The 15,080-nt window shown below is 29.6% G+C and carries 16 protein-coding genes; 15 read left to right on the top strand and 1 reads right to left on the bottom strand.

The genetic code is table 11. The annotated features are described in order from the left end of the window. Positions 1-94 precede the first annotated feature (94 nt). From B3B03_RS06305 to B3B03_RS06265, 9 genes are all read left to right on the top strand, one after another. Positions 95-1,015, top strand: coding sequence for a phosphotransferase enzyme family protein (locus tag B3B03_RS06305; protein WP_346876735.1), 921 nt, complete (start codon positions 95-97; stop codon positions 1,013-1,015). A 151-nt stretch (positions 1,016-1,166) separates the two neighbouring features. Next, positions 1,167-2,009 carry a class I SAM-dependent methyltransferase gene (locus B3B03_RS06300; RefSeq protein ID WP_346876734.1) on the top strand — a complete coding sequence of 281 codons (843 nt, stop codon included), beginning with the start codon at positions 1,167-1,169 and terminating at the stop codon, positions 2,007-2,009. 321 nt (positions 2,010-2,330) lie between these two features. Then, positions 2,331-2,627, top strand: a complete 297-nt coding sequence (locus B3B03_RS06295) for a pyridoxamine 5'-phosphate oxidase family protein (protein ID WP_346876733.1) — start codon at positions 2,331-2,333, stop codon at positions 2,625-2,627. 5 nt (positions 2,628-2,632) lie between these two features. Continuing rightward, positions 2,633-3,082 (top strand): GNAT family N-acetyltransferase, encoded by a 450-nt coding sequence (locus tag B3B03_RS06290; RefSeq protein ID WP_346876732.1) that lies wholly within the window; start codon positions 2,633-2,635, stop codon positions 3,080-3,082. Between the two features lie 343 nt (positions 3,083-3,425). Next, a complete protein-coding gene (locus tag B3B03_RS06285) occupies positions 3,426-4,478 on the top strand; it encodes a serine hydrolase (protein ID WP_346876731.1) in 1,053 nt (350 codons plus the stop codon). A gap of 415 nt (positions 4,479-4,893) precedes the next feature. After that, positions 4,894-6,102, top strand: a complete 1,209-nt coding sequence (locus tag B3B03_RS06280; RefSeq protein ID WP_346876730.1) for an SDR family NAD(P)-dependent oxidoreductase — start codon at positions 4,894-4,896, stop codon at positions 6,100-6,102. Positions 6,103-6,219: 117 nt separating this feature from the next. Continuing rightward, entirely contained in the window at positions 6,220-6,849 is a 630-nt protein-coding gene (locus tag B3B03_RS06275; protein ID WP_346876729.1) for a hypothetical protein, read from the top strand. Positions 6,850-6,891: 42 nt separating this feature from the next. Beyond that, positions 6,892-7,443: an AAA family ATPase gene (locus tag B3B03_RS06270; protein WP_346876728.1), complete on the top strand. Its 552-nt coding sequence runs from the start codon at positions 6,892-6,894 to the stop codon at positions 7,441-7,443. 165 nt (positions 7,444-7,608) lie between these two features. Further along, entirely contained in the window at positions 7,609-8,139 is a 531-nt protein-coding gene (locus B3B03_RS06265) for a dihydrofolate reductase family protein (RefSeq protein ID WP_346876727.1), read from the top strand. Between the two features lie 149 nt (positions 8,140-8,288). Here B3B03_RS06265 and B3B03_RS06260 read toward each other — a convergent pair whose 3' ends face one another. Then, the gene (locus B3B03_RS06260) at positions 8,289-8,636 is read right to left on the bottom strand and encodes a four-helix bundle copper-binding protein (RefSeq protein ID WP_346846876.1); all 348 of its coding nucleotides are present in this window, start codon (positions 8,634-8,636) and stop codon (positions 8,289-8,291) included. Between the two features lie 241 nt (positions 8,637-8,877). Between B3B03_RS06260 and B3B03_RS06255 the strand changes: the two genes are divergently transcribed. The 6 genes from B3B03_RS06255 (at position 8,878) to B3B03_RS06230 (ending at position 15,065) form a co-directional block, all read left to right on the top strand. After that, positions 8,878-9,168, top strand: coding sequence for a cytochrome b5 domain-containing protein (locus B3B03_RS06255; protein WP_346846877.1), 291 nt, complete (start codon positions 8,878-8,880; stop codon positions 9,166-9,168). Positions 9,169-9,417: 249 nt separating this feature from the next. Then, positions 9,418-9,987: a hypothetical protein gene (locus B3B03_RS06250; protein WP_346846878.1), complete on the top strand. Its 570-nt coding sequence runs from the start codon at positions 9,418-9,420 to the stop codon at positions 9,985-9,987. A gap of 98 nt (positions 9,988-10,085) precedes the next feature. Next, a complete protein-coding gene (locus B3B03_RS06245; RefSeq protein ID WP_346876726.1) occupies positions 10,086-10,865 on the top strand; it encodes a DUF5694 domain-containing protein in 780 nt (259 codons plus the stop codon). Between the two features lie 93 nt (positions 10,866-10,958). Continuing rightward, positions 10,959-11,870: a metallophosphoesterase family protein gene (locus tag B3B03_RS06240; RefSeq protein ID WP_346876725.1), complete on the top strand. Its 912-nt coding sequence runs from the start codon at positions 10,959-10,961 to the stop codon at positions 11,868-11,870. Positions 11,871-12,186: 316 nt separating this feature from the next. Next, positions 12,187-12,555, top strand: a complete 369-nt coding sequence (locus tag B3B03_RS06235) for a metalloregulator ArsR/SmtB family transcription factor (RefSeq protein WP_346846881.1) — start codon at positions 12,187-12,189, stop codon at positions 12,553-12,555. 107 nt (positions 12,556-12,662) lie between these two features. Beyond that, a complete protein-coding gene (locus tag B3B03_RS06230; RefSeq protein WP_346877178.1) occupies positions 12,663-15,065 on the top strand; it encodes a heavy metal translocating P-type ATPase in 2,403 nt (800 codons plus the stop codon). Positions 15,066-15,080: the final 15 nt, after the last annotated feature.

Raw genomic sequence — 15,080 nt, 5'->3', positions numbered from 1 at the left:
TATTATTTAATAAAGATTAGCAATATTCATACAACATTAAGCAATTATAAAATAATTAACGTCCTTAAATACTGAATATTCAGGAGAAAAAATTATGATTGAAGAAGCAATAGAAAAATACAATTTTGTAAATCCCACATCAAGATTTGTGCGTCATAATGAAAATATGACATATTGTATTACTGATGATAATGGACAATTTGTTCTCAGGATACATAAACCATCAAAGGGTTTTTCAGTGGATTTTTTGCGTCTTGGAGTTGCACAGAATAAGTTTGTAGAAAGTGAAATGGAAGTACTTACTTATCTGGAAAACACTTCTCAATTAGGGACACAAAAAGTATTTAGAAACAAAAGTGGAGAACCTATTACCACTTTAAGGGATGGAAGTCTGGTTACTGCTTTGGAATGGGTAAAGGGTAAGACTTTAGAAAATGTGGAAATTACCAATGAATTAGCCTTGAGGCTAGGAAGGATGATTGGTAGTGTTCATAAATCTATGAGTAAGGTAAAGATAGAAAATAGATATATATATGGAGCAGAAATGATTGATAAATTATTGGAAGAGGCCAGGTATGCAATAGCAGCTAAGCATTATGATAAGGAGCATGGGGCAATTATTATAGATACTTTATTAAAAATTAAGATGAAGATGGATAAAGATAAAAATAGATTTTCTTTTATTCATGCTGATCTTGGAAAATCAAATCTCCTTTTATGTAATGAAGCAATAGTTCCAATTGATTTCTCATTATCAGGATATTGCCTTCCAGAAATGGATTTAGCATCAATATTCAGTCATATCAATAATGACAAGTTAAATAAAGAAATTTTGAAGGGTTATGAATCCTATTGCAGTATAAAGGTTGATAAAAAAGCTATTCAAACATGTTTAAGCTTACAGGTACTATTATTTATCATCTGTCAACATGAAAAAATTTATAATCAGCCATGGATTGAGAAATCAATGGAACGTTGGTGTAATGACATATTTTTACCATATCTTAAAGATTAATAATTATACAAAAGGGTTTGTGGTAAAAGGAGAAAATACTGAAGAATTTCTGCAAGAAAAGCTTGAATATATTGGGTTAACATATAGTATGAGTTCATTATATTTAGTATTAAAAAATAATTGATTAACTTATTTGGTAGGAGAGAAATTTATGGAAGACAAAAGTATAGAAATAAAAAAAGATATAACTAATATATTTAATAAGGTATCAGCAGTTTTTGATGGTAGTGGTCCAAGATACTTTACATACTTTGGAGAGAGATTGGTTGAATTTGCAGATGTAAAGGAAGGCGAAAGAGTTTTAGATGTTGCATCAGGAAAAGGAGCTTCACTTTTTTCAGCAGCAGAGAAAGTTGGGAAGAGTGGAGTTGTTACAGGTATTGATATAGCTGAAGGAATGGTTAATGAAATTGATTTAGAAATGCAACGCCGAGGTGTAAAAAATGTACATGCAATGGTAATGGATGCTGAAAAATTAGAATTTGCAAATGAAACTTTTCAGCATATACTCTGTGGATTTGGAGTATTCTTCTTACCAAATTATAAAGTTGCCTTTCATGAATTCATGAGAGTTCTAAAAAGTGGTGGTCGATTCTCATTAACTACATTTCTTAGAAAAAAAGATGAAAAATTTATGTGGCTAAATGAATTATTTGATAAATATTTACCTGTATTTGAAGATGAATTAGATGAGTATCAATCAGAGGATATCCCTGAATTTGATACAGAAGAAGGTTTATATAAAATTTTGAATCAAGCTGGATTTAAAAATATACGAGTTATAAGTGAAGAAAAAGTTTTTATATACAAAGATGAACAAGAATGGTGGGATAAACTTTGGACTCATGGCGCTATAAGCACACTAGAAAAGATACCAAAAGATATGCTTGAAGACTTTAAATCAGAAGTTTTTGAAAAACTTAGAGAAATGAAAGAAGCAGGAGGCATACCACATACAAAGTCTGTTTTATATGCCTTTGGTGAAAAATTATAAATTCTTAAAAAAATTTAGATACCGTATTATTCAGTAATATGTAAAAGCATAAAATTAGTTATATATTAGTTACGTTATAATTTATGAAAAAAGCGACATAACTAATTGAATTTAGAGTGATAATAATGTTCTTTGAAAACTAAATAATACGGTATTAAAGATAAAACTTAACATAAGCATATTGGGAATTAGTGCAATAAAACAGTTAGTATGATACACTTTTTTTATGAGTTAAGTCATAGTGGTATTATATGATGAATTAATGATTTATAAATAGTAATTTGTAGGGAAGATTATTTATATTTTGTGAGGTGAAAAGTAATGAGGAGTCTTGAATATACAGAGATGAGGGCTAAAATAATTGATCGATTGAAAGAACAAAAAAATGTTGTATTAGCAACCTGTGAAAATAGAAAAGTTACTGCTAGAACTGTTTACTGCACATCAAATGAATTGAAAATATATTTTATGACTTCGAAAGCCTATGCGAAATATAAACAAATTATTAAAAATACTTTAGTGGCAATGTGTTTTAATAATGTACAAATACAAGGAAGAGCAGTCATATTAGGACATCCATCAAGTGATGAAAATAAAGAAATTTTAGAGAGATGGTGAGTGAATTGGATATTAAGTTAGCGAGTCCAGAAGAAATCAAAATAGTAACCAATATTTCAAAGAGAGCTTTCGATACAGACGTAATGGTAGGTGCCGATGAGGTAGGAGGGCCACCCAATTATGATTCTGAAAAATGGCATAAAAAAATGATGTTAAGTCATAATTTATACACTATAAAGCAGGAGGATTATCTCATTGGGGGAGCCGTTTTATTTCAGGATAAAAGAAATAAGGAGATTATGTATGTGGGAAGAATATTCATAGATCCAAAAGAGTATAAAAAAGGTTTCGGATTAGAATCAATGAAATATATTGAAAATATGTTTCCCAAGATTACAACATGGCGCTTAGAAACTCCGATTTGGAATACAAGAACAAATTCATTTTATAAAAAGCTTGGATATTTGGAAATGTACAGAGATAAGGAATCTGTTTATTATCAAAAAGAGGTATGAGTATAATGAGAAGTTCATCAAATTCCAATTTGTAGGGTTGATATAACATATTTTTTATTCAGTTATGTCGTACCTTTCTTAAATGGACAAACTAATATACAATTAAATAATTTATTCACAATACCGTACTATTCAAAATGAATATGCGGTATTTTTTATTTCGCAATTCAAAGACCTTCAGTACTAATAAAATTAAAAATCCTTATTTGTAAACTGGATGATATATTATTAGGAAATATTTATATTAACATAAATTGTTTTTCATAGTATAAATTTAATGGTAAAATTTATATATGGATAGGTGAGGTTGAACTGTAAAATACTATAAATATAATTGTAAAATTTGAAGTGGAGTGTGAAAATATTGGATGCTCATATTATTAAATCACAAATATTAAACAAGAACCCTGATTTTTCTGGAGTTATATTCCTCTCGATTAGTGGAAAAAAAATTATACAAGAAGCTATTGGGGAAGCTAATATAAGTGAACATATTAAAAATCATATAAATACGAGATTTCCAACAGCATCTGGATGTAAGATTTTTACTGCTATTGCCATATTAAAATTAATTGAAATGGGAAAACTGTCATTAGATGATTCGGTTACAGATTGTTTGCCGAACTTTTTCCCATATATGGATAATTCGGTGATAATTCGCCATCTACTTACCCATACATCGGGATTTAGCGACTATTTTGATGAAGAAGAAAATGAATCTGATGTTTACTATGCTAAGGTATGGGAGAATATTCCGATGTATGTCATGAAATCACCAAGTGATTTTTTGAGATTGCTTAAAAATAAAAAAATGGAGTTTGAACCTGGTTCTCGCTTCAAATATAATAACGGTGGATTTGTAATACTTTCTATGATTATAGAAAAAGTTTCAGGAGTGGATTTTCCACTTTTTATCCAGAAATACATTTTTGACAAATGCGGAATGAGTAATAGCGGTTATTTTTCGATGGACAATCTTCCATGTGATACTGCAATTGGTTATACAGATAATGGAAAGGGAGGCTTAAAGTCTAATATTTATTCTGTGCCTATCATTGGCGGTGGAGATGGAGGGGCATATACTACTGCAAGTGATATGTATTTATTCTGGGATGCTTTGATAAATGGAAAACTGCTATCGGTTCAGAATGTACAATCTATGTGTACTCCACAAATAAAAGCTGGAGAAAATGGTAGTGCCTATGGATATGGTGTATGGTTAGATACATGTAATAACATGGTTATGAAAATTCATGTTATGGGTGGTGACCCTGGAGTCTCTTTCAGAAGCGCTTATTATCCACATAACAAAAGTGTGTGTACTGTTTTATGCAATCGTGATGCAGGTAGTTATATGGCATTTAAGGTGTTTGAAGATATAACGATAGGGGTTTAAATCCTATATGTAAACAAAGGTGAAAATTATTTATATTTTATGAGGGGAAGTTAATGTGTATTATATTTAGTGTGACTACGGTGAGTGATGTTGAATTTATACGTTCTTTATTTACAAATGAGGAGTATGAACCATACTTTGCTGAAAACAATACGTCTGAAAACGAATGGAAAGAATGATTCGAACTTTTATCACGTAAGGAAAACTATATAATCTTGGATATCTAAACGGGCAATAATGTCGGCTGGATTATGTATCAAATCCATGAGAATGAATGCTATTTGGATTTGATTGTATTAAAATATGGACTCATTGGTAAACATAATATGAAGTCGAGTTAAGTTTCTTTCTTATTATAAAGATAAGTATTTAAAACCAAAAATGAAATTGGCTAACAATTATAAAGAAGGAGATTATGATGCTTATAGAAAAAAATATATCCTTTAAAAATAAATTGGAAGGTAAAGTTATACTTTTAACTGGTGCAGGGAGTGGTATAGGTTTTGAAACTGCAAAAGCACTAGTTTATATGGGCGCGAAGGTTATTGTGGCTGAAATAGATAAACGAAAAATATTATGTGCACAAAGCACTTTAGATAGTATATTTGGTAAAAACTCTGTAGAATTTTATGAAATTGATTTATCCTATGAAAATCAGATATATGCTCTAGTTTCTCATGTGAAAGATAAATATGGTGGCATAGATGTTTTATTTAATAATGCGACCATAGCTACTATGGGAACAGTAGAAGAAGTTTCTATTGATGTATGGGATAAGAGTTATGCCGTTAATTTCAAAGCCCCATTACTATTAACACAATTAGTTTTGCCACTCATGAAACAAAAGCGTTCTGGGACAATTGTTTTTGTTTCATCTTCTGGTGCAGCACCCTTTATGGGCGCATATGAAGTCTTTAAAACAGCACAGGTGGAATTGTCTAATACACTATATGGAGAATTGGAAAGTACAAATATAAAAGTATATACTATCGGTCCAGGACTCATTAAAACAGAAACCGCAATGAAGGGAATAGAGCTTGTGTCATCTCATATGGGAATAACAACAGAAGAATTTTATGAAATGAATAAAGATCACATAATTGGAGTTGAGGAAGCTGGCACTGGATTTGCTATATCAGTTTTAATGGCTGATAGGTATAACGGTCAAGAAATTGGTGCTATACAGGTTTTGTCTGATTCTGGCTTACTACTAAAATTAGATAGTAGTGAAAACACTAAAAGTAATGATTATCAAAACATTATTCCAACTGTTCTGAATGTGGTAAAAGTTTATAAAGAACAATATTATGGTTGGATGAAAAGAAATGTTTTTGAACGTCAATGGGTATTGCGTGATTTTAAGAAAACAGTAGGATATTCTGCTGACCAGTTTCTTGAAATTATGCAACACATTCAATACGTAGTTAATAATGAAAAGATTCAAGAGATAAGCAGCTATTCATCTAATTTTCAAAAATTGATGGAATATTATAAGCGACAATATACACTACTACAAGGATATGAAAAAAATCCTGAAAAACTCAAGGAATATTCTATAACACTTTTGCATTATATTGAGGATTTAAAAACTATTTGTGATATTTTACTTAATAATGAAAGATGAATATAAATTTATAATCAGCCATGGATTGAGAAATCAATGAAATGTTGGTGTAATGATATATTTTTACCATATCTTAAAAATTAATAATATAACAAAGAAAGTTTTTAGGGGGTTAATATGAAAACAAATAAAGCAAAATTTCTTATAATATTACTATCTCTTATTTTAATAACATTTACAGGTTGTACAAATAAAGATATGACTAAGAAACCTGTAATTTATTTGTATCCAACTTCAGAGCAATCAGTTAGCGTTAAACTAGATTATAATGGAGAGCTTACTTGTACTTATCCAGAGTACAAAGATGGTTGGAATGTAATAGCAGAACCTGATGGTACATTAACTAATATTGGAGATAAGAGGAAGTATTCTTATTTATATTGGGAAGGGATTTCAAAAAATCAATGGGATATGTCAAAAGGGTTTGTAGTAAAAGGAGAAGATACTGAAGAATTTCTGCAAGAAAAGCTTGAATACATGGGGTTAACTCCAAGGGAATATAACGAATTTATAGTGTATTGGCTACCAATTATGCAAGAGAATAAATACAACCTGATTACTTTTGCAGGGGAAGATTATGAAAATATAGCAGAGCTTAATATAACTCCAAAGCCAGATTCGATATTAAGGGTAATGATGCTCTTTAAATCATTAGATAAACCTATAGAAATAGAAGAACAAGAAGTTAAATCTTTTGAAAGAAAGGGATTTACCGTTATTGAATGGGGTGGAACAGAAGTTAAATAGGATAAAAAAAGATTATTTATATTTGATAAAAGAGGTGATATTTTGAAATTAGTACTTATAATCGGAGACAGTGCTGTTGGAAAAATGACAGTAGGACAAGAACTAGCTAAAATTACGGATTTACGTTTATTCCATAATCATATGATGATTGAACCTGTACTGGAGATATTCGGATATTTTAATGGAAAAGCTATCTCTGGCATGAGAGAAGTTATTTTTGAAGAGTTTGCAAAATCTGAACACTATGGATTAATTTTCACATATATGTGGGCATTTAATCAGCAATCTGATTGGGATTATGTTGAATATGTTTGTGATATTTTCAGAAAACATAATGCAGATATATGTTATGTGGAGCTTGTTGCTCCTCAAGCAATCAGATTAGAAAGAAATGCTACTGAAAATCGTCTGAAAAATAAAATCTCAAAACGAGATATAGAACTGTCAAATCAAAGGCTTATAAATGATGATAACAAGTATCGGTGTGTAAGTAATGATGGTGAGATTCCTTATGATAACTATATAAAAATTGACAATACCAATCTTTCGGCGGAAATTGTTGCACAGATAATAAAAGAGCAATTTGGGCTGTAATATCTGATTAGAATAACTATAAACTTTAATTCGTATTCTTCTGATATTGCTTATAAGTCATGTGAGATATTAATAGGTTGATTTTTCAAATGAATAATTGTAGAATATTGTTCACTAATTGTGTTTTAAAATTAGATTAAATTTTATAAATATGGAGGTTTATAGATGTACAACAATAGAAAATTAGTTCTATATATTGCAACAAGTTTAGATGGTTACATAGCTACAGAAGATGATTCCTTGGAATGGTTGTTTAAAACTGAAGGCGAAGGAGATAATGGATATTCTGAATTCTACAATACAGTTGATACTATTCTAATTGGTAGAAGAACTTATGACTGGATTATTGAAAAAGAAAAAGGTAAATTTCCTTATAAGAATAAAAAGTGTTATGTATTTTCTAAATCAGAAAAAGGTAAGAATGAGAATGTAGAATTTATTAATCAAGATGTAGTGGAATTTACAAATAAAATCAAAAGACTGGATGGAGGAAACATATGGCTTGTTGGCGGTGGTGTTCTTCTAAATTCTTTTATTAAAGAAAGGCTAGTTGACGAATTTATTATTACTATATCACCTACACTAATAGGTCATGGAATACCTTTATTTAAAAGAAATGATTTTGAGTTAGAACTAAAGTTAAAGGGGATAAGGAGATTCAATCAATTTGTTGAACTTCATTACAAGATGAAATAAAACAATTGATATCTAGTTCACAATTTTCTTAAATGATGTACTATTTGTAAGATGGAGTTGAGAAGTGTAATAGACTTTTACCCTAAAGGTAATTTAAAATAGTACAAAAGCCAGTAGTATAACACTATTGGCTTCTATATTATGGGTTATTACATACTAGCCATGTTTCTACATTCAGTAGCACATTTTTTACATTCTTGAGCACATTTTTGACAATGGTCATCTTTAAACATTTCACATTCTTGAGCACATTTATCACAAACAGTAGCACAAAGTTGACAGTGTTCTTTTGTAAATTGGCCATTCATAGACATCATTGCTGATGACATTTGGCACATACATGCACATTCAGTAAGAATGCTTATACATTTCTTTCTTGCTGCAACATCTGGCTCATTTAAACATGCTGTAAAGCACTCATGACATGCCTGTGCACATTTGTTACATTCATCAATACATGGTTGAAATTTGTCTGTTGAATTAGTTACTATTCCCATTATATAGTCCTCCTTAAAATAGTTTTATGATACAAAAATTATTATTCGTAATAAGCTAATTATTATTCAAATATTGTTTGTAGAAATGATTTCCATAAGTAAATATCTACGGTTATTTCATTAGATAAATAAGCAATAAAAGTATATAAGGGGATTAGTTTCAAGTTTATAACATTAATTAATTGAACAACTTTCTATTATAATCATATGATATATATATATAAATATTTTAGAGGTATATATGGCACTTTATTTTGATTTAAAAACTATTGAAGAACTTATAGGACATAATTACTCTAGACAACAGAAAGAATTTACATTAGATGAATTAGCACAGTTTGATGGAAGTAATGGGAAACCTGTTTATGTGGCAATTGAAGGTATAGTATATGATGTGAGTAAGGTAGCAGAGTGGGCAGGTGGAAAACACTTTGGTAATACTGCAGGTCAAGATTTAACCAGTGAATTTAAGGCTTGTCATGTAATGACTAAACTTGATAAATTACCTAAAGTTGGGATACTTAAAGAATAAATTATTTAATGGCTTTGATTAAAAATCAAGGTCATTTTTGCTTTAATATACAATTTATACTAATTATGTTATAATGAATGGAGTTCTTTGTTCCACTTTGAAGGAGATGGAGTATTAAAAATTAATAGTCATGGGATAAATTGGCTACCTTTATGCTATATGTAATGAATTGTAAGTTTTAGGAACTAAAATTTAGCAAATGACATTTTAAGAATTCAGGACTATTTATTTTTAAAGAGGTGATTTTAAATGAGAAAAAAATATTTAATTGTCATGATAATTACGTTTATTCTTTGTATTACTGGTTGTAGTAATTCAAGTTCAAAAATTGATAATTATCTCAACACTGGGAAAACAATCGATTCAAATTCGAAAGATATTATGCCAGAGCTAGAGGACTTGCCTAAATATGAGGATATCAAATATAGATATACACATAAGTCCCTATTGATTTTTGAATCTGACTCTGTTGCATTAATTGTAAAATATGATGATAATACCTTTGAGAGTGAAAAGAAAAAAATAGATGAGCAATATACTTTTTTAGATGAAAAAATTAAGTCTAGTTTTGATGAAAGTAAATATTATATTCCAGAATATGAGTTTTCTTTGAAAAGCTATGATTTTAGAGTTGTAGACGAAAATGATACTTCAAATACAGAATTTCCTAAATCCTTTGGAATGATTGGAGTATCTGAAGATAAAAAAAGTATAGCTTATTTATATTTTTATGATTCGGATTTAGACTACATAGGAGATGAAGATGAAAAAAATCCTATGGCTAACTTCATTAGGGAATATTTTAAATATAAATTTTAGAAACACATTTAAAGTATAGTAATTGTAAATATATAATTGCAAGGAATTTCACCTGGTGATTATCACATAACTCTATATTGAGGTATGAAGGAGGATATATGAACAAAGCAAAAATTATGATTTTAGGTACATTTCATTTTAAAACTGAAGAGAGTACTAGCATTATTAAAATTCAAGATGACAAGCGCCAGAATGAATTAAAAGAAATTATAAAGAAAATATCTAAATTTAATCCAAATAAATTATGTGTTGAACTAAGACCTAGTGAAGAGGGGCAATATAATAAACTCTTTCAAGAATTTTTATATAAGTCTAATTTGGATTTAAGTAAGCAATTAGCTGAAATCGGTATAAGAGGAGCAGATTATAGCATTAATGATGCCGTAGATGAACGTATTAAATTTGCTTTTGATATAGCGAAATATAATAAATTAAATTATATATATGGTATTGATTATTATGATGGTTGGACTCAACCTCTTGTATTTAAGAAAGCTAAAGAAAATCATGCTTTATACAAAAATCTTAATGAGTCATTTATGAAATTTGCAAATAAGTACTATGGATTATTTACAGAAGAAACAACCATTGAAGATATATATAAATCTTTTAATAGTAAAGAGTTTAATGAGTTCCAACATGTAACCTCCTTCCTACCTTTTAATGATATTGAAATAGGAGATGATTCTATAGGGATTGACTTCGTTGCTTCATGGTATAAAAGAAATCTTCACATTTTTTCTAACTTAAAGCATATTTGTAATGATGACGATCGTGTATTAGTTTTATATGGGGCGGGTCATTTAAAGCTCTTAAGAGATTTTATAAATGATTCTCTCGATTTAGAGTATACAGAAGTTTTACCATATTTAATATAAAACATAATTCCTTTATTTTAATGAATAAAATAAGGTTAAATTTCTTAATTTATATTTAGAAATTTTATATTAACTATGAGAAGAGGTATATTGATGGATAGCGTTAAATTTGCAGTATTTACTGATTTACATTATGATCATATCCATGATGGTTATGAAAGGCTTGAAAACTTCATTACCAATGTAAAAAATCTAGATATAGATTTTGTTATCCAACTTGGGGATTTTTGTGTGCCTAAAGAAGAAAATCGATTTTTACTTGATATCCTTGATAGTATAGGGAAGCCTTATTATCATACCATTGGTAATCATGATTCTGATTCATTCCCAAGAGAAGAAGTTATGAAGTTTTTAAAAATGGACAATAGTTATTATTCATTTAAAATGGACAAGATTAAGTTCATTGTATTAGATACATGTTTTATAAAAACTGATAATGGATATATACCATATTGTAAGAGAAACTATGATAAAACACAGGACATATATCCAATTCTTCCAGATTATGAATTTAATTGGCTGGAGGAGCAGTTCAATGATGATAGTGAGTATTATATTATTTTTTCACACCATAGTTTTGAAAATGAATTTGCTAAAAGAGGAGTATATAACAAGGGTGAAGTTAGAGATTTGATAAACAGAATAAATGATACAGGAAAAAAGGTACTTTTATGCGTAAATGGTCATGACCATGGAGATTCTCTTGAAAAAATAGGACAAACATATTACTTTGGTCTTAATGCTATGTCATATATATGGGTTGGGCCTGAATATGAGCATTTCCCTTACTCAAAGGAAATACATGAAGATTACCCCTTTTTAAAAGACTTAGTATTATATAATGAGGGGCTATATGCCATTGTTACCATTAACAACGATGGTGGCATACATATACAAGGCATCAATGGAAGCTACCAAAATGTCACCCCAAAAGACTTGGGCATTGGCGATAGGTGGAATGGTCGCTCTATACTACCAAGGGTATCTTCTTTAAAGGATATATAGTATTTTTATGATTTGCTAAACTACCGTATTATTCAGAATTGAATTTTACGGTAGTTTTTTATTTCTCAATTTAGATATATTATTAAATTTGCAGATAATGCAAATCAATTAGTAAATATGATCTTTATAAATTGAATAATGCTGTATTAGAAATCTTTCATATAACATAAATATACAGCCTCTTTTATTTTAATAAATATTTAAAAATATTTTTAAAATTATAATAAAAATATTTGACAAATATGAAGAAGATACATATACTGAATATATAAACATATGAACATGTGTGCATACATTCTAATGAGGTGATATATAAATGAATAACGAAAATGAAATAATTAGTACCTGTAATTGTAATACTATCCATGAAGATGTGATTAAGAGAGTAAAGGAAACTATTCCAGATGAAGAAGATTTATATGAATTAGCAGATTTATTTAAGGTTTTTGGAGATAGTACAAGAATAAAAATAATTTGTGCATTATTCCAAGCAGAAATGTGTGTTTGTGATATTGCGGCACTACTTGGAATGAATCAATCAGCAATATCCCATCAGTTGAGAGTTCTTAAACAAACTAGGTTGGTTAAGAATAGAAAAGAAGGTAAGGTTGTATACTATTCCTTAGATGATGATCATGTTAAGGGGATATTTGATCAAGGATTAGAACATTTATATGAGAAATAAAGAATTTAGGGGGCATGGGAATGAGTAATAAAGTTTTAAAACCTAACGTTAAAGAAGATAAATCATTACAAATAAAATCTCAATCAAATAATAAATCAAATACTATTATGGAATTGAGAACAACGACAAAGAAAAACCCTGGAAAAGTAAGAAAGCAATTCATTTTGGAAGGGTTAGACTGCGCACATTGTGCATCAAAAATAGAGACAAAACTAAATAGTATTGATGGAATTGCCAATGCATCAGTAAATTTTGTCACTAAAACTTTAACTATGGAGTTAGAAGAAATAAGTAAAGTTAATGAGTTAATTGCTTCATCTATAGAGTCAATAAACAAAATAGAATCACATGTAAAAGTTAAAGAAAAGTCTGTAGGAAAGTCAAACAAATTAGTGATAATTCTTGAGGGGTTATGCTGTGCAAATTGCGCATCAAAAATTGAAAAAGAATCTCAAAATATTACTAATGTTAGTAGTGCTGTAGTTGATTTTGTAGCTCAAAAACTTATTCTAGAAGTGGAAAACAATAGCGATAAAGATAATATTATTGAATCAGTTAAACAAATTGTTAAAAGGATTGAACCTGATGTAAAAGTATATGCTGAAGAAGGAAATCAGAACAGAAAGCAAAGATCCCATGATCATAATCATGAGCATGAGCATGAAAATAGCAAAAAGGAATTTGTAAGACTTGGAGTTGGCGCAGCAATTTTTGCCTTTGCTACAGCTTTTAAATTTAATTTTTATGTTGAGTTATCATTGTTTTTAGTTAGTTATCTCCTTGTTGGTGGAGAAGTTGTGTTAAGAGCATTGAAAAATATTAGAGGAGGTCAAATTTTTGATGAAAACTTCCTTATGAGTATAGCTACTATAGGAGCTTTTGCTATTGGTGAGTTCCCAGAAGGTGTGGCAGTTATGCTATTCTATCAATTAGGTGAAATATTCCAAGGTATGGCTGTAAATCGCTCAAGAAAATCCATAGCAGAATTAATGGATATAAGGCCGGATTTTGCGAACTTAAAAATTGGTAGTGATATTAAAAAGGTATCACCAGAAGAGGTTAATATAGGTGATATTATAGTTGTAAGACCTGGGGAAAAGGTTCCTCTAGATGGTAAAGTAATTGAAGGAATTTCTATGGTAGATACTTCTGCACTTACTGGTGAATCAGTTCCTAGAGAGGTAGAAATAGGAGATAATGTACTAGGCGGAGTTATTAATAAAAATGGACTATTAACTATAGAAGTAGAAAAAGAATTTGGAGATTCTACTATTGCTAAGATACTTGATTTAGTTCAAAATGCAAGTAGTAAAAAAGCTCCCACAGAAAACTTTATAACAAAATTTGCAAGATATTATACACCTGCTGTGGTTTTCTCAGCATTAGCATTAGCTGTATTACCACCACTATTTATAAGTGGAGCTACCTTCTCAGAGTGGATATATAGAGCATTAGCCTTTTTAGTAGTATCTTGCCCATGTGCTTTAGTTGTATCTATTCCTCTTGGTTTCTTTGGTGGTATAGGTGGAGCTTCAAAAAATGGAATACTTGTTAAAGGTGGAAACTACCTTGAGGCATTAAATAATGTAGAAGTTGTAGTATTTGATAAAACTGGAACATTAACTAAGGGTGTATTTAAGGTGACAGAAATACAACCTCAAGGCAATGTATCAAGGGACGAACTTATCACTTATGCAGCCTTTGCTGAGAGCTTTTCTAATCATCCAATAGCAACTTCTATTGTTAAAGCATATAGTAAGGAAATAGATAATGAATCAATTGAAAATTATGAAGAGATTTCAGGACATGGTATAAAAGCTACTGTTTTAGGTAAAGAAGTTTTAGCAGGTAATTACAAGTTAATGAGTAAAGAAAATATATCCTATGCACAAGTTGAAACAATAGGTACTGTAGTGCATGTTGCTGTTAATAAAGAGTATGCAGGATATATAGTTATCTCAGATGAAGTGAAAGAAGATTCAGCTAAGGCAATTAAAGCTTTAAAAGAAATTGGTGTTAGAAAAACTGTTATGCTTACAGGAGATAATAAAGTTGTTGGAACTAAAGTTGCCAAGCAATTAGGGTTAGATGAAGTATATTCAGAGTTATTACCAGATCAAAAGGTTGAAAAAGTAGAAGCATTAGATAAAGAAAAATCCTCTAAAGGCAAGTTAATATTTGTTGGTGATGGAATAAATGATGCTCCAGTTTTAGCAAGAGCAGATATTGGGATAGCTATGGGTGGTGTCGGTTCAGATGCAGCAATAGAAGCTGCTGACGTTGTAATAATGACTGATGAACCTTCAAAGATTGCATCTGCAATAAAAATAGCTAAGAAAACAAGAGCAATAGTTATGCAAAATATTGTCTTTGCTTTAGGTATTAAAGCAATAATATTAGTACTTGTAGCTCTTGGATTAGGAACTATGTGGGAGGCTGTATTTGGTGATGTAGGTGTAACACTAATTGCAGTATTAAACTCTATGAGAGCAATGAAAACAGCGCAATAAATTAATTCTTAGATC

Origin of the sequence: Clostridium sp. UBA5712, assembly GCF_002419845.1 — a bacterium.
In the GTDB taxonomy this organism is placed as follows: domain Bacteria; phylum Bacillota; class Clostridia; order Clostridiales; family Clostridiaceae; genus Clostridium_J; species Clostridium_J sulfidigenes.
This window is presented reverse-complemented; position numbering and strand designations above follow the sequence as displayed.